Here is a 23,055-nt window from a genome sequence, read left to right on the forward strand (position 1 = left end):
GGATTTTGATTGGACACCATGAGCCAGACTGCGACGATTTTGGTCATTGACGACGAACCGCAGATCCGCAAGTTCTTGCGTATCAGCCTGGCCTCCCAGGGCTACAAAGTGATTGAGGCCGGCACCGGCAACGAAGGCCTGGCCCAGGCCGCCTTGAGTAAACCGGACCTGCTGGTGCTCGACCTCGGCCTGCCGGACATGGACGGCCAGCAGGTGCTGCGTGAGTTTCGTGAGTGGTCCACGGTACCGGTGCTGGTGTTGTCGGTGCGAGCCAGCGAAGTGCAAAAAGTCGAGGCACTGGACAACGGCGCCAATGACTATGTGACCAAGCCGTTTGGCATCCAGGAGTTTCTCGCGCGGGTGCGCGCGTTGCTGCGCCAGGCGCCGGCGGGGGAGGCCCAGGAAGCGGCGTTGCGCTTTGGCCCGTTGACGGTAGACCTGGCCTATCGCCGGGTGCTGCTGGACGGTGTCGAAGTGGCGCTGACCCGCAAGGAATACGCGGTGCTGGCGCAGCTGGCGCGGCATCCCGGGCGGGTGATTACCCAGCAGCAACTGCTCAAGGATATCTGGGGCCCGACCCATACCGAGGACAGCCATTACCTGCGGATTGTGGTGGGGCACCTGCGCCAGAAGCTGGCGGATGATCCGACTCAGCCACGGTTTATCGTGACTGAGGCCGGTGTTGGGTATCGGCTATTGAACACCGAAGCCTGAAGCGTTAGCTCAACCTGTGGCGAGGGAGCTTGCTCCCGTTGGAGTGCGCAGCGCTTCCAGGATTTTGGGGCCGCTACGCAGCCCAACGGGAGCAAGCTCCCTCGCCACAAAAGCACTAGTCATAAAACGTCAGTGTTGCTCACTCTCATACCGGTCCAGTGTATCGCTGGCAATCTCCCGCCCCAGTGCGATCAACTCCGGCGCCTTGTAGAACTCGAAAAACCGACAAACCCGCTTCGGCACGTTGATCAGGATATCCGGCGGGTACCCGGCGATCTTGTACTGCGCCAACGACGTCTGCATCACCTCAAAACTCTGGTTGATCAAATCCAGCAGCGACGCCGGCCCCACGTTATCGATGATGAACGAACCGGTCGCCGACTTCGGCGCGCCGGCCTTTTCCGGTGCGGCCGCCGGTTGCTGCGCTTCGGGTTCGGCAGACTCCAGCCACGGGTTGATATCGGCAGCCTGGGCCAACAGCGCTTCCTGCTCCAGCATTAACAGCTGCTCTGCCTGCTTGCGGCGAAACGGCAAGTGCGAACCCAGTGAACGCACCAGGTTGTCGAAGCGGCTCCTGAACGCCGGCGGACGCTGGATCACCGGCAGCGTGTAGTGCTTCTGGTTGGTGGAGTTGAGGTTGACCGCAATGATCAGGTCGCAGTGGCTCGACACCACCGGCACGATCGGCAAAGGGTTCAAGAGGCCGCCGTCCACCAGCATGCGGTTGCCCTGCATCACCGGGGTAAACAGGCTGGGAATTGCCGCCGAGGCGCGCATGGCCTGGTGCAGGCAGCCTTCCTGGAACCAGATCTCCTGCTGGTTGGTCAGGTCGGTCGCCACGGCGGTGTAGGGAATGCGCAGGTCTTCGATATTGATCTCGCCGACGATCTTGCGGATCTGCCCAAAGACCTTTTCGCCACGGATCGCCCCCAGGCGAAAACTCACGTCGACCAGGCGCAGCACGTCCAGGTAATCGAGGCTTTCGATCCAGTTTCGATACTCGTCCAGCTTGCCCGCGGCATAGATTCCGCCAACCACCGCCCCCATGGAGCAGCCCGCGATGCAGGCGATGTCGTAGCCGCGTTTTTCAATTTCCTCGATCACGCCGATATGGGCGTAGCCCCGGGCGCCGCCGGAGCCCAGCACCAATGCAACACGTTTCTTCATGACCTGATCCTTTGCAAAACAGGTGACCACAATGCACCCATCAAGGGGCGCGCTTCAATCATCAGCGCTGCAACCGATTATTTTCGCGATCGGGCTACTCTGCTCGGGTATGCTCTGGCAATCGGCACTGCGGATTCAGGCAGTCGGATAAGGCACTTTTCGGTGTAGACAACGTCTACACCTGTGACTGTTTTTTCTTTTCTTGAGGTGTCATTTGATGAAAGCCTGGATGTGTGTGCCTGTGATCGTGTTGGCCCTGGCCGGTTGTGCCGGGAAAACTGCTTATCGCGACAGCTGCGGCACGCAACTGGATGCTGCGTGGCACGAACTGGACCTGGCCAAGGCCGAAGGCTTTGCCGGCACCGTGAGTTATTCCAAGGCCCTTTCATTGCTGACTGGCGCCAAGACCCAGCAGCAGTTCGAAGCCTTCGAAGGCTGCTCGAACAAGGCCGAAAAAGCCCGCTTCTATATTCGTGAGTCTCGTGCAGGGCGTTGATCCCGGTCAGGGTGTCAGGGAGCGGTAATCGTTAGGGTTGTACGTGGCGTTTGTATTGCCAGGCGCCACGCTAGTCAGTTAACAGGGGAAGCGCATGGCAGGGTTGGTAGATCAGTTGGTCGCTCAGGTCATTGGCCTGGAAGTAGGGTTGCTGAACTGCCAGGCGCGCCTCGCCGCCGTCACGGACGACGAGGCCCTGCATGGCCTGCGCACCACCGTGCGGCGCTTGCGCAGCCTGTTGCGGCCATTGCGCGGGTTGCCCGGTGTCGAGCAACTCGAACAGGCCGCCAGCGCCGTCGGCCAACTGACTACACCCTTTCGCGACCGTGAAGTGCTGGCCGCGTACCTCCATCAGCACGGCTATCACGAGGCGGCTGACCGGCGTACCCGGCAGCAGGCGGCCACCTACCGCTCGGTCGCACAAGGGCCGGAGCTGGCGCAACTGCTGTTGATCCTCGAGGCATTCCCCCGCTTTATCCGCGCCTCCCAACGGCAGAAGCTGCTCAAGGGTCTGCGCGCGCGCATTGAAAAACGTTTGGCCAAGCAATGGAAACGGCTCGGCGAGGCACTCCACGACCCGAACCATGACCGTCACCGCCTGCGCCTGTTGATCAAGCGCGTGCGTTATGCGGCCGAGGCTTATCCCGAGCTGGACAAGCTGCCCCCCAAAGCCGTGTCCCGTCTCAAGGCCGCTCAAGGTGCCCTCGGCGATTGGCACGACTGCTGGCAATGGCTGGCGCAAGCCGGGCACGAGCCCGATTTGCAGCCGTGCGTGCCCGGCTGGCACCGCACCATGGCCAAGGCCGAAGGGCAGGCGGATCGTGTGCTCGATAAGCTGAGTGCTGACTGCTTCGCTTGAGTCCGCGGCCTATCTGTCCGGCTTTTTGGCTGGAATAGGTGCTGTACGGCGCAGGCCGGGTGGTTAAGATCCCTCAATCCTTTTTTCAAGTTGAGATCGCCATGCGCTTTAGTGATTTGCTCGACGCTGCCCGCAACCATCCCCTGGATGTTTCGATCCCTGCCGAATGGGCCCAGGGCCGTGCCACTTTTGGCGGCCTGGTGGTGGCGTTGCAATACGAAGCCCTGCGTGCACAGGTTCCGGCAGATCGCCCGCTGCGTTCGCTGGCGGTTACCTTTGTCGGCCCGGTGGCGCCGGATGTTTCGGCAAGCTACGAAGTCGAAGTGCTGCGCGAAGGCAAGGCTGTCAGCCAACTGCTGGGTCGTGTGGTGCAGAACGGTGAAGTGATGACCCTGGTGCAGGCCAGTTTTGGCGCCTCGCGGCCATCGCAGATCGATGTTGAAGCCGAACCGGCGCCCACCTTCAAACACTGGGATGAGTGCCAGGAGTTGCCTTACATCAAAGGGGTGACACCGGAGTTCATGCGGCACCTGGCGATGCGCTGGAGTGTGGGTGGCCTGCCATTCACCGGCAATAAATCCCGTGAGATGGGCGGCTGGGTGCGCTTGCGTGGCGATGTGAAGGAAGAGCCGCTGACCGAAGCGCATATCCTGGCGCTGGTGGATGCGTGGCCCCCGTCGGTGTTACCGCACCTGACCCAACCAGCCGCGGGCAGCACCCTGACCTGGACCATCGAATTCGTGCAGCCGCTGCAGACCCTCAGCACCCTGGACTGGTGCCAGTACTTGGTCCATATCGAGTATGCCCGCGACGGCTACGGCCATGCCGCTGCGCAGCTGTGGAGCCCCGACGGCCAGTTGATCGCTATCAGCCGTCAGTCGGTGGTGGTGTTCGCCTGAGGCTTCAGACCAGCAGGTGTTGATCATGGGAGGCGTCGCTGGCGCGGGCCTCCAGGCGACGACCGTGGTGCTGCAATGCCAGTGCCGCCACAATGCCGACAACGCCAATAGCCACACTTGCCGGGTTCTCGCTGAACACCCCGGACACCATCAACAGGAAGCCGATCACCAGCAGGGGCAGCGCCAGCAGTTGCAACACTTGATTGGTCCCATGCTGATGATTTTGCGGGTGGGTGCGCCATTGCCAGGCGGGGAGATTTGGATGACGTTTGCCCATGATCGTGATTCCTCTGTCCGTTGAAACATCTTGAACAGAGTGTAGGCCGGGCAGGGTGGGGCGGCGAATCAAGGATGGCTATGGGGGCCATAGCCATCCCTTTAAGGTTTACAGCTTCAACTGGCCGATGGCCTTGTTCAGTTCCCCGGCCAGGGTTGCCAGCTCATTGCTGGTGGTCGCCGAGTCCACAGTCTGTTGCACGGTGTTCTCGGTGACGTCTCGAATGCTCACCACTGCCCGATTCATTTCCTCGGCCACATGGCTTTGTTGTTCGGCGGCGACGGCAATCTGCGTGTTGCTCTCGCGCATTTGCGCCACGGCGCCGGTGATTTCGGCGAGGGCAATCCCGGCTTCCTGAGCCTGTTGCACACAGTCGTCGGCCTTGAACGAGCTTTCCTGCATGAAGTCCACCGCGTCCCGGGTGCCGGCTTGCAGGGCTGAAACCATGCGCGTGATTTCATCGGTGGAGCTTTGCACGCGCTTGGCCAGGTTGCGCACCTCATCGGCGACCACGGCAAAGCCCCGGCCCATTTCGCCGGCGCGGGCGGCTTCGATGGCGGCGTTCAGGGCCAGCAGGTTGGTCTGCTCGGCGATGCTGTGAATCACCCCGACCACCCCGTTGATTTTCTGGCTGTCCTCGGCCAGTTTCTGGATCATTTCGGCGGTCTGCTGCACGCCGGTGGACAGCCCGGCAATCGAGCGCTGTACCCGGCTGACCACTTCCTGGCCGCTGCCGGCGAGGGTGTCGGCCGTCTGGGACAGGTCGCGGGTAGCGCCGGCGTGCTGGGCGATATGGTAGACGGTGGCGGTCATCTCGTTGATTGCGGTGGCGGCCTGGTCGGTTTCGCTTTGCTGGCCGAGCATGCCGTGCTGCACTTCGTTCATGCTGCTGGCCAGGCGTGCGGCGCCGTCGTCCAGTTGCTTGGCGGTGCGCGCGACGGTGTTGACCACCCGTTGATAACCCGCCTGCATCGCGTTAAAGGCACTGGCCATCTGCCCGACCTCGTCCTCGCAGGCCAAGGGCACGCGGGCCGCGAGGTCGCCGGTTTTTTCGACGTGCAGCATCACGTCTTTCAAGGTGTTGAGCTGGCTCAGCAGAAAACGGATCAGCAACTGTGAGGCGCCAAGCATCGCCAGCATCAGAATCATGACCGCCACCGCGTAGTTGGCGAAACGTTCTTCGAACACTTGGCTCAGGCTGGGGGCGTAGGCCAGCACGGCGACGTGTTGGCCGTCGGCGCGGGTGATCACCTCGGCGCCCATCAGCGGGTTTTCGCCGAACAGTGGCATGGGGTTGATATCCACCCAGCCGTTGGCCGAGTCGAGGGCTGACAGATCCTGGTCGCCCAGCTGTGGGAGTTTGCCCTTGGCAAATGTCAGCCAGTGCTCGCCCTTGGGCAGTGGCTGGCCGGCGGGCCAAGCACCGAGCAAGTGCGCCTGGGCTTGCGCCGACGCCTGGGAGGCGTGGCTGCGGGCCTGCTGTTCGAGCTGCACGGCGTACAACACCAGCAACAGGGTGGTGATGAACGCGACCGCGTTGACGGCCCAGAATTTGTACTTCAGTGAGATGTTGCTAAGCCAGGCACCCATGGAAGGTTTTCTCTGATAGCGGAAACAGCATTGGCAAGGTGCCATTATTGTGCCGCTATCGAGTCGACAGGTTTTGATATGGGTCAATGCGCCGCGTCAATCCGGCACAGGCAATCCAAAAAACGCGCGGGCGCAGGCGGTAGTGTGTTGCGCGAGGTCTTCCACGGTCTCTTCGCGGTGCAAGGCCACTTCCCGCAGGATCTCCGGCAAATAGGCCGGCTCGTTGCGACCGTTTTTCGGCTTGGGCCGCAGGGTTCGTGGCAGCAGGTAGGGCGCGTCGCTTTCGAGCATCAGACGGCCCCGGGGAATTTCCCTGACCAGCGGATGCAGGTGCGTCCCGCGACGCTCGTCGCAGATCCAGCCGGTGATGCCGATATGCAGGTCCAGGTCGAGGTAGCTGAACAATGCGCGCTGCTCGCCGGTGAAGCAGTGCACCACAGCGGCGGACAGGTGATCGCGATAGTCCCGCAGGATTTCCAGCAGGCGCTGGTTGGCGTCGCGTTCGTGGAGGAATACCGGGAGTTTCAGCTCCACGGCCAGGGCCAGATGCTCTTCGAGGACTTTTTCCTGCTGGGGGCGCGGCGAGAAGTCCCGGTTGAAGTCCAGCCCGCATTCACCCACCGCACGTACACGGCTTTCCTTGAGCAAACCGCGCAGGCGCCTGGCGCTTTCGGCATTCCAGTCACTGGCGGAGTGGGGGTGGATACCGGCAGTGGCGAACAGGCGTTGCCCGCTTTCGTCCAACTGCTGGCACAGCTCCAGGGCCTGTTCGCTGCCGTCGACACTGGTACCGGTGAGCACCAATTGGCTCACCCCGGCGGCGTAGGCACGGTCGAGAACGGCCTGGTGCTTTTCGTCGAAACTTGGGTTGGTCAGGTTGACGCCGATATCAATGAGTTGCATGGTGCTACCTCCGCCTGCGGTCGGAAAGCATATCAGAGCTGTAGATTTATAAGAAAAGCCAAGAACTACAACGAGTTAAAGCTGTCTTTGAAAGTCGCAAGTAACACCGTGTTTGGTTTGTCGCCATCTGCCGTGCAACCCTTGTGCCCAAAGCCTGCGCTCATGGCGCTCTGTTTCTGTCCCCCAACGCCTCGTTTTTCGCGAAGCAATGGGCAGTATTCTTTCTTCCGGAGAGCGGATGATCCGACCCTCGGCGTTGCTTGTGTTGTGCCTGACGTTACTGCTGCCCATGGCGGCGGTTGCGCGTCTGGACGGGCCGCTGGAAGTGACCAAACCCGGCAAGGTCCGCGACCTCGCGGAAATCCGCAGCAGCCGCACCCTGCGGGTGTTGGTCAACCAGAGTCGCAACAGTTCCGGCGAAGTCCAGGGCCAGGCCATCGGTGTTGAATACCATCGCCTGCGCGCTTTCGAGCAGTACCTCAACGGTCACGCCCGTGACGGAGAGGAAATCAACCTCAAGATTATTCCCAAGGCCAAGGATCAGTTGATCGGCGCGTTGGCCCGCGGCGAGGGCGACCTGGTGGCGCCCGGCGAATTGCTCGATGTGAAGGCGGCGCACAAGATTGCCACCAGCGACCCGATTGCGAGCGACGTGCCGTTGTGGCTGGTGGGGCTCAAGGGCGAGCGACGGTTTACCAAACTGGAGCAACTGTCCGGGCGCACGCTGGCGCTGACCACCGGCAGCGCCGCGTCGGATGCGATCAATCAGGTCAACCAGAAACTGGCGCTGCACAAGTTGCCACCGGTGAAGGTGGAGTGGGTAGACCCCAGCCTGGCGGTGGAGGACGTGCTGGAGATGGTCCAGGCCGGGATTTTCCACCTGACCATCGTCGAGCGACCGATTGCCGAGCGCTGGGCGAAGATCCTGCCCAAGCTGCGTTTTGACCGGCAAGTAACCATCAGCGAACCGGGCCAAGAGTATTGGTTCGTACGCCAGGATGCCTCGATGCTGCGGGCCAGTATCGACCGTTTCCTCAAGACCTACCGCACCCCGTCCGACCAGGATGTGGCCTTCCAGCGCATCTACCGCCGTCTCTATCAAGTACGTTATCCACTGGCCCGGGCCGACCGCCAGCGCCTGGAAAAGCTGCGCCCGGTGCTGCAAAAGCATGCCCGGGAGCAAGGCATGGACTGGCTGAACCTGGCCGCGTTGGCCTTCAAGGAGTCGGCCCTCGACCCCGGCGCTCGCAGCAGTGGCGGCCCCACCGGCCTGATGCAGATCACCCCGTCGGCGGCGCAACGGGTCGGGGTCAATAACATCGAGAACCTGGACAGCAACGTGCAAGCGGGCGCGCGGTACCTGGCGATGATCCGGCGCAAGTTTTTCTCAAGCCCCAAACTCAATGAGCGCGAACGCATGGCCTTCGTCCTGGCGGCCTACAACATGGGCCCCGAGCGGGTTCAGGGAATGCGCGCCGAAGCCCGGCGCCGGGGGCTCAACCCGAATCAATGGTTTTTCCAGGTCGAGCGCATTGCCATGGAGCAAGTGGGAATGGGCGGCGTCAGCTATGTTAATAGCGTGAACAAGTATTACTTGGCGTTTGATCGGGAGCGGGAGTCCCTTGAGCCACCGGCAGCGAAAATTGCCTCGCGCAAGTAATCTATTTTTTCGATGTTAATTAGGCAATTTATCGGCTTTTATCATTGTTTAAACTGATTAATATAGCGGCCAACCAACCCCTACCTTGAAAAGGATTATCAGCATGAGCCCATTGATCACCCGAATCCTCTCCACCCGCGCCGGCTACGGCCTGACCGTTCTGCGAATTTTTGTCGGAATTATCTTCGCCGCTCACGGTTCGCAGAAACTCTTTGGCTGGTTTGGCGGTGGCGGCCTGGCGGGCACGGCCCAATGGATGGAAAGTATCGGCCTGGCGCCGGGTACCTTGATGGCCGTGTTGTCCGGCGGTACCGAGTTCTTCGCCGGGCTGGCGCTGATCATCGGTTTGCTGGCAAGGCCTGCGGCGCTGGGCCTGACGATCATTTCCCTGGTGGCGATTTTCTCGGTGCATATCCATAACGGTTTGTTCATGGCCAACAACGGTTATGAGTTCGCCCTGGCGCTGCTGGGCGGTACGCTGGCGGTGTTGCTGGAAGGTGCAGGCAAACTGTCTGCCGACCGCGCCATCACTCACTGATCCCGCGAAATTCCCTTTAAAGGCCCGCCCCGTGCGGGCCTTTTCGTTGCCAGGGATTCTTGACACCGCCCTAGCGGCTTCTCTAGGATGTTGCCCATGCGCCGATTTAAACAGCTAATTGCGGGGCGCCACCGGTGACTGATCACAGTCCCGACAGAAGCCAGAGCCCATGGGCCGGTTTCGAAATTCCGCTAAAGCGCTGGTTCGGTGTTGCCTCTCACCTGCCCGCAGACTTTCGAGGCAGAGACACGACACGATGAATGCACTACGCCCCCTCATACGCCTGGCCCCGATCACCGCGGACCTTACCCAACGCAATCCGAAAATCCTTCTGGGCGGCAAGCACCAGCCGACGCTGTTGCGCTATCTGGATGGCTGGCCGCGCCGTACGGGGCGGCCTTCGGCGTTTCTGATCCAGTTTGTCGAAGACGGCGACTCCCTCGCGCGCTTTGCATCCAACAGCTTTGACCTGGCCGTGATTCAAGCGCCGAGTGCGAGTGATGCGGGCGAAGTGATACGCCAGTTGACCCGTATTGCCCGGCAAGGGCTGATCGCCCGGCGTTGAACCCTCAGTAAAACGCCGCTGAAGGCAAGTGCTGGCGACGGCGACGAACCAGGAACATACCCCACGCAATCAGGCACAGTATCAGCGGTATCGGCAGGATATTGAGCAGCTTAATCTTGCGCTCCAGGGCATGAACCTGTGCGTATGCCTGAACCTTCAGCGCGTGAATTTCCATGGGCACTCGCAAGCGTTCCTTGTTGAGTGCCTGCAGCAGTACGTTGGAGGTGACCGCCTGGACTCCTGGCGAAAGGGTGCGGGGGTTCAGTAATTGCCACTCCTTTTCCGTTTGCTCCAGGCGTTGCGCCAGTTCGGCGGATTTTTCCCGGTAGGCCTGTGCAGCGTCTTCGCGCATTGCCTGCAGCACCTGCAGTGATCGACCGCCGCCTGCGCGGGGGCGAACGTTCATCAGGGCATCGGGCGCCGCCAGGTTATCCAGGGTGTTCAAGACAAACATCGCGTTATCGGACGACGCTCCGCTCATCGTGCGGTTGCCTGGGCCCATTCCTGCCACTCGGTCGCTGAGCAGGTCGGTGTCGGCGACCACCACGACATGGATGTTCGCAGACTTTTGCACGCTGGCATCACGCCCGTTGATCCCCTCAGGGAAAGCGGAATAGGCAGGCCCCTCGACGCGGGCGGCAATCACCTGTTGCTGGCCGCGCGCGGTTGCCTCGTTGTTCAGTGAATCAAACGGTGCTGGCAGGGCGAAGCGCTCGGCATCAAACAGTGCCGCTTGCCCGGAGCTTTGGAGCAGGGGAGTGAAGGTCATACGGCTTTTTTTGGCGGGAGCCAGCGCGCCACTGCTCAAGACATTCACGCTGCGCAGTTTCCAGGTGCTGATGTCATCCTGTGCCATCGCCTGGCGGGGCAGGGTCAGCGCAGCGGGGTGGCGCACCGCTGGCTGGCCGGTGGTCATGATCACTGAGGTGGCATAGTTGCGATCGGCGAGTACCTTGTTCGTCGACATCTGGATGCCCCAAGCGCTCAGCAATGCTTCCAGCCTGGGGTTTTCCGGGCTTGTGAGGCTGGCGTCCAGGCCGGTTAGCGGGTCGATAAACATCATCAATTTGCCTGCGCCCAGCACAAACTGATCGATTGCGTACAAGGTTTGATCAGGCAGTTTGCCGGGGTGAACCACCATCAAGGTTTTGACGTGTTCGGGAATCTTCTCGATACCTGGCTCCAGCGTGACGAGCCTGAATTGGCGGCGCATCTCTTGAAGCAGCTGCCAGGCAGGCGTATTCACGCCGTTGCGCTCGTCCCGCTCACCCTCCATTGGCAGCCGGGATATCAGGCCTATGACGGGTTGCTCGGGGTGAGTCGCCTTATGAATCAGATGGCTGATTTCATATTCCAGCAGTGATTCCCGGTCCGGGCTGAATGACTCGATGCTGTGTGGCCCATGATCGGCGCTGCTTGCGACGAGGCCGAAGAACCCTTGTTGGTCGTCAAGTCCCAGTAGCCTGGCCTTGTACTCATCCTCTGAAAAAGGGGTGGGGTCGATAAGGTGCAGGTTGATTTTGCCCTTTGCGAATTTTTCATACTCCCTGAGCAGTAACTCCACACGTTTACTGTAACTTTCCAGCGAGTTGGTTCTTTGCGGATGTTTGCTGGAGTTGAAAAAGTACAGGTCGACTGGCTGTTCCAGTGAGGTGAGTAGTGTCTCTACAGGCGCGGAGAGTGTATGAATTTTTTGTTCTGAAAAATCCAGCCGTATATTCGGAAGCTTAAGTGCCCATACTAGGTTAAATGCAAGAAAGAGCAGCAATAGGGTGAGAATTGTGAGGCTGGCGCTTAGTGGCGTTCTCATCGTCATGTGTCCTTCTCAACCGTTTCTGACATTCAGGGCGATGATCGTTGCAGCGAGAAAGGTTACGATCAGGCTGATAAAGTACAAACTGTCCTGAAGAGCCAGAACACCCTGGTCAATGGCATCGAAACGCGTCGATGGGCTCAGGGAAATAATCCGGTCAATAAGCCAGAGGGGGGCTTGGTGTTCAATGGCATCAAGAATCGATGACAACCCACTGGCGGCCAGCAGCAAGCACAGGGTTACTGTAAATATCACCACCCGGTGATGGGTCAGTGTGCAGATAAAACAGCCCACCGACAGATAACTTCCGGCTAATAGCCAACTTGCCAGGTATTGGGAGGCGATAACGGTATTGTCCGGATTTCCCAAGTAGTTAACCGTGATAACCAAGGGGAAGGTCAGCAACAAGGCAATTCCGGAAACGACCCAGGCTGCCAGAAATTTACCGGCAACCATTTCGAAGCCAGTGACCGGCAGGGTCTTTAGAAAGTCCATGGCACCGGTGTTGTGCTCGTCCGCCCACAGTTGAGTGGCAAGCACTGGCGCCAACAGTAAATACAGCCAGGGGTGCAGTTGGAAAAAACCCAGCAGGTCAACACTGCCTTGCTCCAGTAGCTGGCTTGTATGGAAGCCAAATGCAGTGGCTGCTGTCAGGAATGCTGCCGTGCTCAGATAAGTGACGGGGGTTGAAAAGTAACTGGCAAGTTGACGCTTGAATATGACCGGTAGACGTTTCAATTTGATGCCTCCTGGCTCATATGGTTGACCACTTCGTCCAAACGCCCGGTCTCCAGGTTCAGGGCATTGATTTTCCAGCGGCGGTGAGTGATCAGTGCGTTGATATGGGGGTAAATGGTTTGCCCCGGTATGGCGAGCACGGTCACTGTGCCGGGGGTCTCGCGGTCTTGCTCGATACCGGCGACCCCGGGCAACACCGCCAGGGCGAGCAGGTCCAGCGGCGTGTCTGCGGCAAGGGTGACCGCCTGGTAATGACGGGAGCTGCGCTGCAGTTCGGGCAAGGAAGTGTCTGCCACCAGGCGACCGTCGGCGATTACCAGGGCCCTGTTACAAATGCGGGTCAGCTCTTCAGGCGTTCGGGACGCAACAATGATCGTCATTTCGTCGTTCAACGACTTAATGAGCATTCTGACTTTGTGTTTTTGGTCGGCGCTCAGCCCTTCCGTTGGCTCATCGAGCAACAGTAGGCTGGGGTCATGCAAGATTGCCTGCGCGATCGCTACTTTGCGTTTCAAGCCTGGCGGGAGGGTTCCGATCGGGCATTTGAGTATCCGCCAAAGCTCCAGCCGTGCGACCGCCCGGTCAATCATTTTGCGCTTTTGCGCGCCATGGAATCCGCGTACTCCAGCGATAAACTCAAGAAAGCCTTTCACGCTCATTGCGTTGTGGGTCAGTAATGACTCTGGCTGGTAGCCTGTCACCTTCTTCGCCTGGAGAGGGTTGTGGGCTATATCATTACCGAATATTTTTATATGACCTGAAGAGGGTGCGATCGAGCCTGAAATCATTTTGATGACAGTTGTTTTTCCCGCGCCATCATTTCCAAATAGTCCCAGGCATTCCTGGGGTTGGGCGTTGAACGAAAAATCATGAATGATGCTTTTTCCGCCCATCTTTTTTGTCAGGCTCGTTATCTCGATCATTATGCTTTTCTACTGAATGGATATGGCAAGGCGCGATTAATTCGATGCCTCGATTAACCTGCTTGAGCAGCAGGTTGTGGATGTTCGAAAAGTCAAAACTTGAAATCTTTATGATTGGCGCGTGTCCAGTGTCGTACTGTTAAAAAATGGTACGTTCAATGGGCAGTCTTGGAAACGCTGAAACGCCTGAATAAGATAAGTCCTACGTGCCAAGCGATAGCTCGCTGAAACAATTGTTATGTTTTTAATGCTTCAATTACTGTCGTCTTTTATTTGGCGTGTATTCGAAGTCCGCCAATTTTTAATGGAGCCTGATCATCATGCTGCTTCTACGTACCCTTGTTCTTGAACAGTCCGGGCATGATGCACCGGTCAACGGTGCCCTGCTGTGTGGTTTTGCAGTGGCTCAGATTGCTTCGAACTTCCTTGCCTATAGTCTGGATGAAGAGACGGAGCCCGGTAGTTCACGGGTGTATATTGCGGCGTTACGTAAAAAGTCCGAACGGTACTTTCTGGGGGCGATAGACTCCAGGGAAGATCTGCAAATAGCGACCCAAGTCTTCAAGCAAATCCTGACGCTCGCCGCTGCACCCGGGGCAAAGTCCGCGAGCACCGGCGAGACGCCGATTCCCTATCATTTCGTCGATCTGAAAGGTTGCAAGCTGCCCCCCGCCAGGCCCGAAGATCATCACTCGCTGACGATCAAGAAATCCCTGGTGATGAAGGTGATTACCCTGGGCACTTCGGCGCCCGGTTTGCCCGCCATCGAAAGCAGTTCATTGATCGTGCCGTCGATTCGTTTCTCCTCAAGGATGGTTTCTCCTCCAAGGGCGGCGGAACACTCGGAGCCTGCGCCACCCGTGCCCGAACCGGCGCCCCAGGCAACCATGGAAGTGTTTGAGATAGCCGAGCCACTCGTTGAGTTGCCACCGCCAGCACTTGCCGAGGCACCTGTGGTCGCCGCTCCACCGCAGGCGCCGGCAGCCCGCCAACCTGAACCTGCCCGGCCAGAGTCGGCTTCGTTGTTTGAAGTGGACGATACGCTGGCCAATCTTGCCCGAGTGGCGCAGGAGTTGACTCAGCAAAAGCTCACCGTGCTCAGGCAGGAGGAAGCGCTTGAGCAGTTACGCCTGGAACTGCGTCAGGAAAAGGCAGACATCGAGCAGGGGAGCCAGCGGAGTGCCGAGAGGGTTGCCGAAAAAGAAGCGTCGCTGGAGTTGTTGGCGCGCACGCTGGCCACTCGTGAGGAAGAACTGGCTGACGGCTCGGCGTTAAACCGTGCGGAGCAGCGTCGAATCGACGAGCGTATGCGCTATCTGGAGAGCCAGGAAACCCAGTTGCACAACCGTGACCTGGACGTTCGTCACAAGGAGCAGCAGCTGGCGGCCGCACTGTTTCAGTTGCCTGTCCTGCGGGACAACCTGAGGGTTGCATTGCAAACCCTGGATGAGTCTCTCGCGTGGCTGAATGAGACTGGACGCAGCCAGCCTGAAAGTCGCCTGCTTCAGTCGGATGCAGACTGACACTGTGCCGGTCCCGGCACCGGAATGCGTCGGCGGGTCTGGCTACTTTCCTGTGTTCATTTATCATCGACCCCCACAGTCGGCATTGGGCGTTGAATGCGTTGCGCCTGATGCGGCAGCGGGTCAGAAAAATGGAAACTTCCAGGGGATGTAGAGCTTTTGAGCACCAAGCTGATTACCAAAGAAGGTCATGAAGCCCTGAAAAAGGAGCTTGATTACCTGTGGCGAGAAAAGCGTCCTGATACCACCCGTAAAGTGACATGGGCCGCTTCCCTGGGGGACCGGAGCGAAAACGCCGACTACCAGTACAACAAGAAGCTGCTGCGGGAAATTGACCGCAGGGTGCGCTATTTGCGCAAGCGCCTGGAAGACATGCGCGTGGTTGAGTACATGCCCGAGCAGGAAGGCAAGGTGTTTTTCGGCGCCTGGGTAGAGATTGAAAACGAGCAGGGCGAGACCAAGCGTTTTCGCATCGTGGGTTACGATGAGATATATGAGCGTATGGACTACATCTCCATCGACTCACCCATGGCTCGCGCACTGCTGCGCAAGGAAGTGGATGACGAGGCGCTCGTGCAGACCCCAACCGGCGAAGTGTGCTGGTGGATCACCGCTATCGAATATGTGAAGTAACCACGGATGGCCCGCGCGCTTTGAAGAGCGCGGGCCATCTGCGTTTTCAGCCCTCGCGCAGTACCGTCAACGGGCTGGCATTCAGCGCGCGGCGAGTGCCGAATACGCCGGCCCCGCCGATCAGCACCGCGCCGATCACCGGCAGCAGCAACAGCAAGGGGTGCGGGTGCCAGGCCAGGTCGAACGCATAGCGATACAGCACCAGCGTCACCAGTTCCGTGCCCAGCGCCGCCAGCAGGCCGCTGACCGCACCCAACAGACCAAACTCGATACGCCGGGCCTTGACCAGCAACTTGCGTTCCGCCCCCAGCGCCCGCAGCAGGGCACCTTGGCGAATCCGCTCATCGAGGGTTGCCTGGAGCCCGGAGAACAAGACCGCCATTCCCGCCGCCAGCACGAACAACAGCACGTACTCCACCGCCAGGGTGACCTGGGCCAGAATGCTGCGCAATTGTTCAAGCAGTGCCTCCACTTGCAGGATGGTCACCGCCGGGAAGGCCCGGGACAGGTCGACGATCTGCTGGTCGTGGCCGGGCGCCAGGTAGAAGCTGGTGAGGTAGGTGGCCGGCAGGTCCTTCAAGGTGCCGGGCTGGAAGATCATGAAGAAGTTGGGCTGGAAGTTGTCCCAGTTGATTTCCCGCAGGCTGGTGACCCGGGCTTCACGGTTTTCCCCGCCGACGGTGAATACCAGATGATCGTTGAGCTTGAGTTTCAGGCTATCAGCGACCTTCGCCTCCACCGAGACGCCAGGGATTTCGTCGGTCGGCTGCGCTGTCCACCAGGAGCCCGCCGTCAGCGTGTTGCCTGGTGGCAGGTCGGCGGCCCAGGTCAGGCTCAAGTCCCGCTGTACCGCACGATCGCCGCTGGAGTCCTTGCTGACGATCTCCTGCACCGGTGCGCCATTGATGCTGATCAGTCGCCCCGGCACCACCGGATACAGCGGGGCAGACTGCGCCTGCAGTTCCAGCAGGCGTGCGCCGAAGGTGTCTTTGTCGGCGGGCAGGATGTTCAAGGCGAAATAGTTGGGCGCGTCCTTGGGCAACTGGTTTTGCCAGGTGTCGAGCAATTCGCCACGCAACAATGCAATCAAGCCCATGGACAACAGGATCAGCCCGAACGCCAGGGACTGGCCCGCCGCAGCCAGTGGATGACGCAGCAACTGGCCCAGCCCCAGGCGCCAGGGCAGGGAGGCCCGGGCCAGCAGGCGTCGCAGGCTCTGCAACAGCAGCAGGAGCAGGCCGCCGAGAACCAGCGCGGCAATCACTCCGCCGCCCAGCAGGGCGAACGTCAGCACCAGGTCGAGACTCAGGCGCCACATGATCAGGCCCAGGGCGAACAACGCGGCACCGTAAACCATCCAGGTGCTGGAAGGGATGGGCAGCAGGTCACGTCGCAGTACCCGCAGCGGAGGCACGCGTCCCAGCGCGGCGAGTGGCGGCAGGGCGAAACCGGCGAGGGCCACCAGCCCGGTTCCGATCCCGGCGATGGCTGGCAGCAACCCACCGGGCGGAACGTCCGCTGGCAGCAGGTCATGCAACAGCGCAAACAGACCCAACTGCGCCAGCCAGCCGAGCAGGGCGCCGGTCAGGCTGGCCAGCAGCCCCAGTACGGACAGTTGCAGGCTGAACAGCAGCATGGTCTCGCGCCGCGACAACCCCAGGCAGCGCAGCAAGGCACTGGCATCAAAGCGCCGGCTGGCGAAGCGGTTCGCCGAGAGCGCTACCGCCACGCCGGAGAGCAGCACCGCCACCAGGCTGGCCATGTTCAAGTAACGCTCGGCTTTGCCCAGGGCGCCACCGATCTGCTGGTTACCGTCGCGCGCATCCTGCAGCCGCTGGTTGGCCGCCAGGCCGGGCTTGACCAGGTCGCGATAGGTTTGCAGCACAGTGCCGCCCTGCGGCGCGCGCCAGAGGTCGCGATAACTGACGCGGCTGCCGGGCTGCACCACGCCGGTGGCATCGAGGTCGGCCAGGTTGATCATCACCCTGGGCGTGAGGCTATAGAAGTTGCCGGCTCGGTCCGGCTCGTAGGTCAGCACGCGGGCCAGGCGCAGGGTCTTCATGCCGACGTCGATGCTGTCGCCGATTTTCAGGTTCAGTGCCGTCAGCAGCCGTGCTTCCACCCAGGCTTCACCGGGCTTGGGGCCACCTCCGGGAGTTTCCTCGCCGAACGGCTCGGCGGCGCTCTTCAGCTCGCCGCGCAAAGGATACTCCTCGTTGACCGCCTTGATGCTGGACAGCTGGATGCCGTTGTCGGTGGCAATCACGCTGGAGAACTCCACGACCCGGGCGTGCTGCAGGCCCAGTTCGGTACCGCTCTGGATTTGCTCGGTGCGGGCGGGTGAACTGCCTTCCAGCACCAGGTCGGCCGCCAGGAACTCTGTGGCGCGCAACATCATGGCGCCGTTCAGGCGAGCCCCGAAGTAACCGATGGCGGTGCTGGCGGCGACAGCCACCAGCAGGGCGAAGAACAGCACGCGCAGTTCGCCGGCGCGGGCATCGCGCAGCAACTGGCGAAGGGCAAGGCTGAACAGGCGCAACAGCGGCAAACGTGCCATCAAGGCTCCAGGGGCGCGACCATCAGGCCGGCTTCAAGACGGATCAGGCGGCGGCAACGGTGGGCCAGGCGCTCGTCATGGGTGACCAGCACCAGGGTCGTGCCGCTCTCTTTGTTGAGTTCGAACAGCAGGTCACTGATGCGCTCGCCGGTGTGGCTGTCGAGGTTGCCGGTGGGTTCATCGGCAAACAGCACGTCCGGTTCGGCGGCAAACGCCCGGGCAATCGCCACCCGTTGCTGCTCGCCGCCCGAGAGCTGGCGCGGCGAATGGGTCAGGCGCTGGCCCAGGCCGACGCGCTCGAGCAGGTGTCTGGCGCGTTCGCGGGCATCCTTGCGGCCGTCCAGCTCCAGCGGCAGCATCACGTTTTCCAGCGCATTGAGGCTGTCGAGCAACTGGAAGGACTGGAACACAAACCCTACGTGCTCGGCACGGATGCGCGCGCGTTGATCTTCGTCGAGGGTACTCAGGGCTTGCCCGGCGAGGGTGACTTCGCCACTGCTGGGCAGGTCGAGGCCGGCCAGCAAGCCGAGGAGGGTGGATTTGCCGGAGCCGGAGGCGCCGACGATAGCCAGGCTATCGCCCTTGTTCAGTTCCAGGCTCAGTTCGTGCAGGATAGTCAGTTCACCTTCCGCGCTGGGAACCACTTTGCTAAGGTTTCGCGCGGTGAGAATGCTTGCGCCCATGGAGAATCCAATGCGAATGTGGTTTTTGAGTGCTGGCCTGGCCTTGATGTGCATGGCCCAGAACGCAGCGGCGGGTACAGTCCTGATCGTTGGCGATAGTATCAGTGCCGGTTTCGGGCTGGATACCAGCAAAGGGTGGGTAGCGTTGTTGGGACAACGGCTCAAGAGCGAAGGTTTCGACGATAAAGTGGTCAACGCCTCCATCAGCGGCGACACCAGTGCCGGAGGTCTGGCGCGGCTGCCGGCGGCGCTTGCAGAGCATAAGCCCGACCTGGTGATCATTGAGCTGGGGGGCAATGATGGCTTGCGTGGGCAGCCACCTGCGCAATTGAAACAAAATCTTGCATCGATGATCGACCAGTCCAAAGCCAGTGGTGCCAAGGTGCTGTTGTTGGGCATGCAGTTGCCGCCCAATTACGGCCCTAAATACACCACCGCGTTTGCCGAGGTTTACGGGGCCCTGGCCAAGGAAAAAAACGTCCCGCTGGTGCCGTTTTTCCTGGAAGGTATCGGCGGCCATCCAGAGCTGATGCAGGCTGACCAATTGCACCCGGCAGTTGGCGCGCAGGGCAAGTTGCTGGAAAATGTCTGGCCAACGCTAAAACCACTGCTATGACGCTTTTCTAGCAGCGGTCTTTCGGCTAAGGTGGCGCCCCCGATTTGGAGCCCCCGATGTCGCGTCCTGCCTGGTCCCTGTTTGCCTACCAACTGATCGAGCCTAACGAGCAGCTGGATCTGTTCGCCTGCCAGGAAGTCCGGGTGCATCTGGTGACGCGTCAATTGGAGTTGGGCGGGTCCATCGACCGTACCCTCTGCGGTACGTTATTGCCCGCTCAGCCACGCTGGTCGTCGGTGGATCGCTCGATCTTCCAGGACCAGCGTTTGTGCCCCTTGTGCCGGGCGATCCTGGAGTCGCAAAAGCGCGGCACACCGCCGATCTGGCCAGAGCTGCGCTTCGAACTTTGAATATGGGTGCCCGCCGGGCAGCCGTGTACAATCCATTTTTTACTACCCGTCGATCTGCGAAGGAATTCCCGGATGTTGTCGCGCCTCTCCGTCGTCACCTGCTGCCTGTCTCTTGCTGCGCTCTGCGCGGCCGGTTCCGCCGCAGCCTTGCAGTTGCCTTTGCCGCCACCGGGTGAAGATATCGTTGGCCAGGTCCAGGTGATCAAGGCCAAGTACGAAGATACCTTCGCCGACCTGGGCACGACCTACGACCTGGGTTATTCGGAGATGGTCGCGGCCAACCCGGGCGTCGATGCCTGGTTGCCGGGGGCGGGTACCGAGATTGTGTTGCCGACGCGCTTCATCCTGCCGCCGGGCCCGCGTGAGGGCATCGTGATCAACCTGGCGGAATACCGGCTCTACTACTACCCCAAGGGCCAGAACGTGGTGTACACGTTCCCGTTGGGGATTGGCCGTGAGGGCTGGGGCTCGCCGGTGGCCCACACCACGATCACGGGCAAGATCCCGAACCCGACCTGGACCCCGCCCGCCTCGATCAAGGCCGAGCACGCCGCCAATGGCGACCCGTTGCCCAACGTGGTGCCGGCCGGCCCGGACAACCCGCTGGGGCCGTTCAAGTTCACCCTGGGCACACCGGGTTACCTGATCCACGGCTCCAACATGAAGTTCGGCATTGGCACCCGCACCAGCCACGGCTGCTTCCGCATGTTCAATAACAACGTGCTGGAAATGGCCAGTATGGTGCCGGTGGGCACGTCGGTGCGGATCATCAACGATGCGTACAAGTTCGGCGCAGCCGGTGGCAAGGTGTATCTGGAAGCCCATACGCCGCTGAACGACGACGGCACCCCGTCGGTGGTCGACAAGCACACTGCGGTGATCAACGCCTTGCTCAAGCGTGAAGACCTGTCCAGCAACCTGCGGGTCAACTGGGACCAGGTGCGTGATGTCGTTGCCGCCGAAGACGGTTTGCCGACTGAAATCGGTGTGCCGGGCGGGGCGCCGATGGTGTCGAGCACGCCGGTCGATCTGCAGCAATAAGCCTGCAGGTGCCATAACCCGTTATCGCCTTGCGCGGTAGCGGGTTTTTTATTGCCCGGACGTCAGCCAAATTCCAGGCAAAAAAAAGCCGATCCAAGAATGGATCGGCTTGATAACAACCCCGAAGGATTATTACTTGCGGCTTGCTTTTTCAAGCATGCGCAGAGCGCGCTCGTTAGCTTCGTCAGCAGTCTGTTGTGCTTTTTGAGCAGCAGCCAGAGCTTCATCAGCTTTACGGTAGGCTTCGTCTGCACGAGCCTGGGAGCGAGCTGCTGCGTCTTCAGTTGCAGTCAGACGAGCTTCGGTTTCTTTGGAGACGCTGCTGCAACCGGTAGCCAGAACTGCGGCCAGAGCCAGAGCAGAGAATTTCAGAACGTTGTTCATCGTGTTCCCCTTCAAGGACTTTCTATTAAATGGCTACTTTCTCAGAGTGAGCTAATAGCCGGCGTACATACTACCCATTACTTGTAGTAAGTAAACTGACGTAGCGCAAGAAGCAAAAAAAATTCTCGCGGCCAATCTATTTTGGCTAATCTTTTGAGAGTCTGTATAAAAATTATCCAGATTTTTGCACTCTGCCGGGGATTGGATCCAGCCTGAAAGGGCCGGCTGGCATGTGTTAAGCCATGTAAACATAAGTCATTTTATATATCGTCCCCGACACTATTGTTCAGATTGTCTTTTCGCCCCTCGGTATCTTTTGTGCATGTAGAGGTGACTTTAAGAGCGGGTGTTCGTCTCAAGCTTCAACTGCCGGCAATGTTCAGGCCATCGACCTAAGGATGCTCGATCGCCCTTTCTATGTCCGCCAGCGCAGAAGGATGACGAGTGCGCCTTGAGCAATTACGTGATTGGTGCCTACTATTTCCATGGGCTGGTTGTGAGCGCTAGTGCAAGGCACTGGCGGCTTTTCTCGTTGTCGAAACCGGCACCGGGTGGCGTAGATGTTCCTTCGCCGGAAAAACATCGGTAAGGTAGGGGTCAGAAACCAAGACCCGCGAGGAGTAGTGATGAGCGAGGCGTTGTCCATCCACCATGACCAGGCTGGTCATCAGTTCGAGACCAATGTGGACGGTCATCGTGCCTATCTGACCTATATGGACCTTGGGAAGCAGACCCTGGATATCTATCGCACCTTCGTGCCCAACGCGCTGCGAGGCCGTGGCATCGCTGCCGCGCTCACCGAGGAAGCGTTGAAGTTTGCCGAAGAGGCAGGTTATACGGTGATCCCGTCCTGCTCCTACGTGGAGCGCTACATGGAGCGCCACCAGCGCCATGCCGCGAAGCTCTGAGTAGCGTAAGGCGGGGCGCGGAGCGTCCCAGGCGGCATTCCCACGCAGAGCGAGGGAACGATCAAAAAAAACGCCGGGCTTAGCCCGGCGTTTTTGTGTCCGCAGTCTTTGCTCAGCCGCGTTGGCGCTTGGGCAAGACGTCCTTGAGCTTGGCATGCATGCTGCGCAAGGTGGTCTCGGTAGCAGACCAGTCGATGCAGGCATCGGTGATCGATACGCCGTATTGCAGGTCGGCCAGGTCCTTTGGAATCGCCTGGCAGCCCCAGTTCAGGTGGCTCTCGACCATCAGGCCGATGATCGACTGGTTGCCTTCCAGAATCTGGTTGGCCACGTTCTCCATCACCAGCGGCTGCAGGGCCGGGTCTTTGTTGGAGTTGGCGTGGCTGCAATCGACCATGATGTTCGGCTTGATCTTCGCCTTGTTCAGCGCCTGTTCGCACAGGGCCACGCTGACCGAGTCATAGTTGGGCTTGCCGTTGCCGCCACGCAGCACCACGTGACCGTAGGCATTGCCCTTGGTGGTAACGATGGACACGCCACCTTCCTGGTTGATGCCCAGGAAACGGTGCGGGCTGGAAACCGACTGCAGGGCATTGATAGCCACGGTCAGGCCGCCATCGGTGCCGTTCTTGAACCCGACCGCCGAGGACAGGCCGGAAGCCATTTCCCGGTGGGTCTGGGATTCAGTGGTGCGCGCACCAATCGCCGACCAGCTGATCAGGTCTTGCAGGTACTGCGGGGAAATCGGGTCAAGGGCTTCGGTTGCCGTCGGCAGGCCCATCTCCGCCAGGTCCAGCAGCAGTTGACGACCGATGTGCAGGCCATCCTGGATCTTGAACGAGTCGTCCAGGTACGGGTCGTTGATCAAACCTTTCCAGCCGACAGTGGTACGCGGTTTCTCGAAATAGACGCGCATCACCAGATACAAGGTGTCGGACACTTCCGCCGCCAGCACTTTCAGGCGCTCGGCGTATTCGTGGGCAGCCTTGAGGTCATGGATCGAGCACGGCCCGATGACCACGAAAAGGCGGTGGTCGGTGCCGTCGAGAATCTCACGGATGACTTCGCGGCCCTTGGTGACGGTCTGCAGGGCAGCGTCGCTCAGGGGGATTTCGCGCTTGAGCTGATCGGGCGTGATCAGGGTCTCGTTGGATTCGACGTTAAGGTCGTTGATCGGTAAATCAGCCATCGTGTTACTCGTCAGGGTCACGGGTGCCG

At 60.2% G+C, this 23,055-nt stretch carries 23 protein-coding genes and 1 pseudogene; 13 read left to right on the forward strand and 11 right to left on the reverse strand.

The features are described 5' to 3' along the window. The first annotated feature begins 18 nt into the window (after nt 1-18). A complete protein-coding gene (locus HKK54_RS19230; RefSeq protein ID WP_003218747.1) occupies nt 19-714 on the forward strand; it encodes a response regulator in 696 nt (231 codons plus the stop codon). A gap of 129 nt (nt 715-843) precedes the next feature. Here the strand turns inward: HKK54_RS19230 and HKK54_RS19235 are convergent, their stop codons facing one another. Then, on the reverse strand, nt 844-1,881 hold the full coding sequence (locus HKK54_RS19235; RefSeq protein WP_010176195.1) for a patatin-like phospholipase family protein: 1,038 nt from the start codon (nt 1,879-1,881) through the stop codon (nt 844-846). A gap of 217 nt (nt 1,882-2,098) precedes the next feature. On the opposite strand from HKK54_RS19235, the gene HKK54_RS19240 reads away from it, so the two are divergent. From HKK54_RS19240 to HKK54_RS19250, 3 genes are all read left to right on the forward strand, one after another. Then, nucleotides 2,099-2,377 carry a hypothetical protein gene (locus HKK54_RS19240; protein ID WP_010176194.1) on the forward strand — a complete coding sequence of 93 codons (279 nt, stop codon included), beginning with the start codon at nt 2,099-2,101 and terminating at the stop codon, nt 2,375-2,377. Nucleotides 2,378-2,471: 94 nt separating this feature from the next. Beyond that, nucleotides 2,472-3,236 (forward strand): CHAD domain-containing protein, encoded by a 765-nt coding sequence (locus tag HKK54_RS19245; RefSeq protein WP_169387491.1) that lies wholly within the window; start codon nt 2,472-2,474, stop codon nt 3,234-3,236. Nucleotides 3,237-3,337: 101 nt separating this feature from the next. Further along, a complete protein-coding gene (locus tag HKK54_RS19250; protein WP_169387492.1) occupies nt 3,338-4,135 on the forward strand; it encodes an acyl-CoA thioesterase in 798 nt (265 codons plus the stop codon). Between the two features lie 19 nt (nt 4,136-4,154). Here the strand turns inward: HKK54_RS19250 and HKK54_RS19255 are convergent. The 3 genes and pseudogenes from HKK54_RS19255 to HKK54_RS19265 all read right to left on the reverse strand — a co-directional run. Continuing rightward, nucleotides 4,155-4,412: pseudogene (locus tag HKK54_RS19255) on the reverse strand (terminase); the annotation flags it as partial. A 108-nt stretch (nt 4,413-4,520) separates the two neighbouring features. Next, nucleotides 4,521-6,002 carry a methyl-accepting chemotaxis protein gene (locus tag HKK54_RS19260; protein WP_169387493.1) on the reverse strand — a complete coding sequence of 494 codons (1,482 nt, stop codon included), beginning with the start codon at nt 6,000-6,002 and terminating at the stop codon, nt 4,521-4,523. A 96-nt stretch (nt 6,003-6,098) separates the two neighbouring features. Beyond that, entirely contained in the window at nt 6,099-6,905 is an 807-nt protein-coding gene (locus HKK54_RS19265) for a TatD family hydrolase (RefSeq protein WP_169387494.1), read from the reverse strand. 238 nt (nt 6,906-7,143) lie between these two features. Here HKK54_RS19265 and HKK54_RS19270 point away from each other — a divergent pair, with 238 nt between their 5' ends. The 3 genes from HKK54_RS19270 to HKK54_RS19280 all read left to right on the forward strand — a co-directional run bounded on the left by HKK54_RS19270 (nt 7,144) and on the right by HKK54_RS19280 (nt 9,668). Next, complete coding sequence (locus HKK54_RS19270; RefSeq protein WP_169387495.1) at nt 7,144-8,565, forward strand: transglycosylase SLT domain-containing protein; 1,422 nt, start codon at nt 7,144-7,146, stop codon at nt 8,563-8,565. 103 nt (nt 8,566-8,668) lie between these two features. Continuing rightward, nucleotides 8,669-9,103 (forward strand): DoxX family protein, encoded by a 435-nt coding sequence (locus tag HKK54_RS19275; RefSeq protein ID WP_010176187.1) that lies wholly within the window; start codon nt 8,669-8,671, stop codon nt 9,101-9,103. Between the two features lie 256 nt (nt 9,104-9,359). Beyond that, entirely contained in the window at nt 9,360-9,668 is a 309-nt protein-coding gene (locus HKK54_RS19280; protein ID WP_003218736.1) for a hypothetical protein, read from the forward strand. A gap of 4 nt (nt 9,669-9,672) precedes the next feature. On the opposite strand, the gene HKK54_RS19285 is transcribed toward HKK54_RS19280, so the two are convergent. Genes HKK54_RS19285 through HKK54_RS19295 form a run of 3 tightly spaced genes read right to left on the reverse strand, consistent with a single transcriptional unit; the run spans nt 9,673 to nt 13,142 of the window. After that, nucleotides 9,673-11,478, reverse strand: a complete 1,806-nt coding sequence (locus tag HKK54_RS19285; RefSeq protein WP_169387496.1) for a Gldg family protein — start codon at nt 11,476-11,478, stop codon at nt 9,673-9,675. Between the two features lie 15 nt (nt 11,479-11,493). Further along, the gene (locus HKK54_RS19290; RefSeq protein WP_169387497.1) at nt 11,494-12,219 is read right to left on the reverse strand and encodes an ABC transporter permease; all 726 of its coding nucleotides are present in this window, start codon (nt 12,217-12,219) and stop codon (nt 11,494-11,496) included. Continuing rightward, nucleotides 12,216-13,142, reverse strand: coding sequence for an ABC transporter ATP-binding protein (locus tag HKK54_RS19295; RefSeq protein WP_010176183.1), 927 nt, complete (start codon nt 13,140-13,142; stop codon nt 12,216-12,218). Before HKK54_RS19295 ends, HKK54_RS19290 begins: the two co-directional genes overlap by 4 nt. Nucleotides 13,143-13,462: 320 nt before the next feature. On the opposite strand from HKK54_RS19295, the gene HKK54_RS19300 reads away from it, so the two are divergent. Further along, nucleotides 13,463-14,665 carry a hypothetical protein gene (locus HKK54_RS19300; protein WP_169387498.1) on the forward strand — a complete coding sequence of 401 codons (1,203 nt, stop codon included), beginning with the start codon at nt 13,463-13,465 and terminating at the stop codon, nt 14,663-14,665. Nucleotides 14,666-14,824: 159 nt separating this feature from the next. Beyond that, nucleotides 14,825-15,298 (forward strand): transcription elongation factor GreB, encoded by a 474-nt coding sequence (gene greB, locus HKK54_RS19305; RefSeq protein WP_010176181.1) that lies wholly within the window; start codon nt 14,825-14,827, stop codon nt 15,296-15,298. A 46-nt stretch (nt 15,299-15,344) separates the two neighbouring features. Here the strand turns inward: greB and HKK54_RS19310 are convergent, their stop codons facing one another. Continuing rightward, complete coding sequence (locus HKK54_RS19310; RefSeq protein WP_169387499.1) at nt 15,345-17,855, reverse strand: ABC transporter permease; 2,511 nt, start codon at nt 17,853-17,855, stop codon at nt 15,345-15,347. Beyond that, complete coding sequence (locus tag HKK54_RS19315) at nt 17,855-18,538, reverse strand: ABC transporter ATP-binding protein (RefSeq protein WP_010176179.1); 684 nt, start codon at nt 18,536-18,538, stop codon at nt 17,855-17,857. Before HKK54_RS19315 ends, HKK54_RS19310 begins: the two co-directional genes overlap by 1 nt. 10 nt (nt 18,539-18,548) lie before the next feature. Between HKK54_RS19315 and HKK54_RS19320 the strand changes: the two genes are divergently transcribed. The 3 genes from HKK54_RS19320 (at nt 18,549) to HKK54_RS19330 (ending at nt 20,545) form a co-directional block, all read left to right on the forward strand. After that, a complete protein-coding gene (locus HKK54_RS19320) occupies nt 18,549-19,154 on the forward strand; it encodes an arylesterase (protein ID WP_010176178.1) in 606 nt (201 codons plus the stop codon). Nucleotides 19,155-19,210: 56 nt separating this feature from the next. Then, a complete protein-coding gene (locus HKK54_RS19325; RefSeq protein WP_169387500.1) occupies nt 19,211-19,504 on the forward strand; it encodes a hypothetical protein in 294 nt (97 codons plus the stop codon). A 72-nt stretch (nt 19,505-19,576) separates the two neighbouring features. Continuing rightward, nucleotides 19,577-20,545 carry a L,D-transpeptidase family protein gene (locus tag HKK54_RS19330; RefSeq protein ID WP_010176177.1) on the forward strand — a complete coding sequence of 323 codons (969 nt, stop codon included), beginning with the start codon at nt 19,577-19,579 and terminating at the stop codon, nt 20,543-20,545. A gap of 132 nt (nt 20,546-20,677) precedes the next feature. Here the strand turns inward: HKK54_RS19330 and oprI are convergent, their stop codons facing one another. Further along, nucleotides 20,678-20,929 carry an outer membrane lipoprotei OprI gene (gene oprI / locus HKK54_RS19335; protein ID WP_003172710.1) on the reverse strand — a complete coding sequence of 84 codons (252 nt, stop codon included), beginning with the start codon at nt 20,927-20,929 and terminating at the stop codon, nt 20,678-20,680. 626 nt (nt 20,930-21,555) lie between these two features. Here oprI and HKK54_RS19340 point away from each other — a divergent pair. Continuing rightward, complete coding sequence (locus HKK54_RS19340) at nt 21,556-21,837, forward strand: GNAT family N-acetyltransferase (protein WP_003189869.1); 282 nt, start codon at nt 21,556-21,558, stop codon at nt 21,835-21,837. 112 nt (nt 21,838-21,949) lie between these two features. Here the strand turns inward: HKK54_RS19340 and HKK54_RS19345 are convergent, their stop codons facing one another. Further along, nucleotides 21,950-23,026 (reverse strand): 3-deoxy-7-phosphoheptulonate synthase, encoded by a 1,077-nt coding sequence (locus HKK54_RS19345; protein ID WP_003218719.1) that lies wholly within the window; start codon nt 23,024-23,026, stop codon nt 21,950-21,952. Nucleotides 23,027-23,055: the final 29 nt, after the last annotated feature.

It is taken from the genome of Pseudomonas sp. ADAK13 (assembly GCF_012935715.1).
GTDB lineage: Bacteria > Pseudomonadota > Gammaproteobacteria > Pseudomonadales > Pseudomonadaceae > Aquipseudomonas.

Excerpts from the sequence above, each read along its gene's own strand:
- HKK54_RS19340 (WP_003189869.1), top strand. The coding sequence starts at position 21,556 with ATGAGCGAGGCGTTGTCCATCCACCATGACCAGGCTGGTCATCAGTTC.
- HKK54_RS19280 (WP_003218736.1), top strand. The coding sequence starts at position 9,360 with ATGAATGCACTACGCCCCCTCATACGCCTGGCCCCGATCACCGCGGAC.
- HKK54_RS19250 (WP_169387492.1), top strand. The coding sequence starts at position 3,338 with ATGCGCTTTAGTGATTTGCTCGACGCTGCCCGCAACCATCCCCTGGAT.
- HKK54_RS19315 (WP_010176179.1), bottom strand. The coding sequence starts at position 18,538 with ATGGGCGCAAGCATTCTCACCGCGCGAAACCTTAGCAAAGTGGTTCCC.
- oprI (WP_003172710.1), bottom strand. The coding sequence starts at position 20,929 with ATGAACAACGTTCTGAAATTCTCTGCTCTGGCTCTGGCCGCAGTTCTG.
- HKK54_RS19260 (WP_169387493.1), bottom strand. The coding sequence starts at position 6,002 with ATGGGTGCCTGGCTTAGCAACATCTCACTGAAGTACAAATTCTGGGCC.
- HKK54_RS19330 (WP_010176177.1), top strand. The coding sequence starts at position 19,577 with ATGTTGTCGCGCCTCTCCGTCGTCACCTGCTGCCTGTCTCTTGCTGCG.
- HKK54_RS19345 (WP_003218719.1), bottom strand. The coding sequence starts at position 23,026 with ATGGCTGATTTACCGATCAACGACCTTAACGTCGAATCCAACGAGACC.
- HKK54_RS19275 (WP_010176187.1), top strand. The coding sequence starts at position 8,669 with ATGAGCCCATTGATCACCCGAATCCTCTCCACCCGCGCCGGCTACGGC.
- HKK54_RS19245 (WP_169387491.1), top strand. The coding sequence starts at position 2,472 with ATGGCAGGGTTGGTAGATCAGTTGGTCGCTCAGGTCATTGGCCTGGAA.
- HKK54_RS19300 (WP_169387498.1), top strand. The coding sequence starts at position 13,463 with ATGCTGCTTCTACGTACCCTTGTTCTTGAACAGTCCGGGCATGATGCA.
- HKK54_RS19295 (WP_010176183.1), bottom strand. The coding sequence starts at position 13,142 with ATGATCGAGATAACGAGCCTGACAAAAAAGATGGGCGGAAAAAGCATC.
- HKK54_RS19285 (WP_169387496.1), bottom strand. The coding sequence starts at position 11,478 with ATGAGAACGCCACTAAGCGCCAGCCTCACAATTCTCACCCTATTGCTG.
- HKK54_RS19325 (WP_169387500.1), top strand. The coding sequence starts at position 19,211 with ATGTCGCGTCCTGCCTGGTCCCTGTTTGCCTACCAACTGATCGAGCCT.
- HKK54_RS19230 (WP_003218747.1), top strand. The coding sequence starts at position 19 with ATGAGCCAGACTGCGACGATTTTGGTCATTGACGACGAACCGCAGATC.
- HKK54_RS19270 (WP_169387495.1), top strand. The coding sequence starts at position 7,144 with ATGATCCGACCCTCGGCGTTGCTTGTGTTGTGCCTGACGTTACTGCTG.
- HKK54_RS19320 (WP_010176178.1), top strand. The coding sequence starts at position 18,549 with ATGCGAATGTGGTTTTTGAGTGCTGGCCTGGCCTTGATGTGCATGGCC.
- HKK54_RS19310 (WP_169387499.1), bottom strand. The coding sequence starts at position 17,855 with ATGGCACGTTTGCCGCTGTTGCGCCTGTTCAGCCTTGCCCTTCGCCAG.
- HKK54_RS19265 (WP_169387494.1), bottom strand. The coding sequence starts at position 6,905 with ATGCAACTCATTGATATCGGCGTCAACCTGACCAACCCAAGTTTCGAC.
- HKK54_RS19240 (WP_010176194.1), top strand. The coding sequence starts at position 2,099 with ATGAAAGCCTGGATGTGTGTGCCTGTGATCGTGTTGGCCCTGGCCGGT.
- HKK54_RS19235 (WP_010176195.1), bottom strand. The coding sequence starts at position 1,881 with ATGAAGAAACGTGTTGCATTGGTGCTGGGCTCCGGCGGCGCCCGGGGC.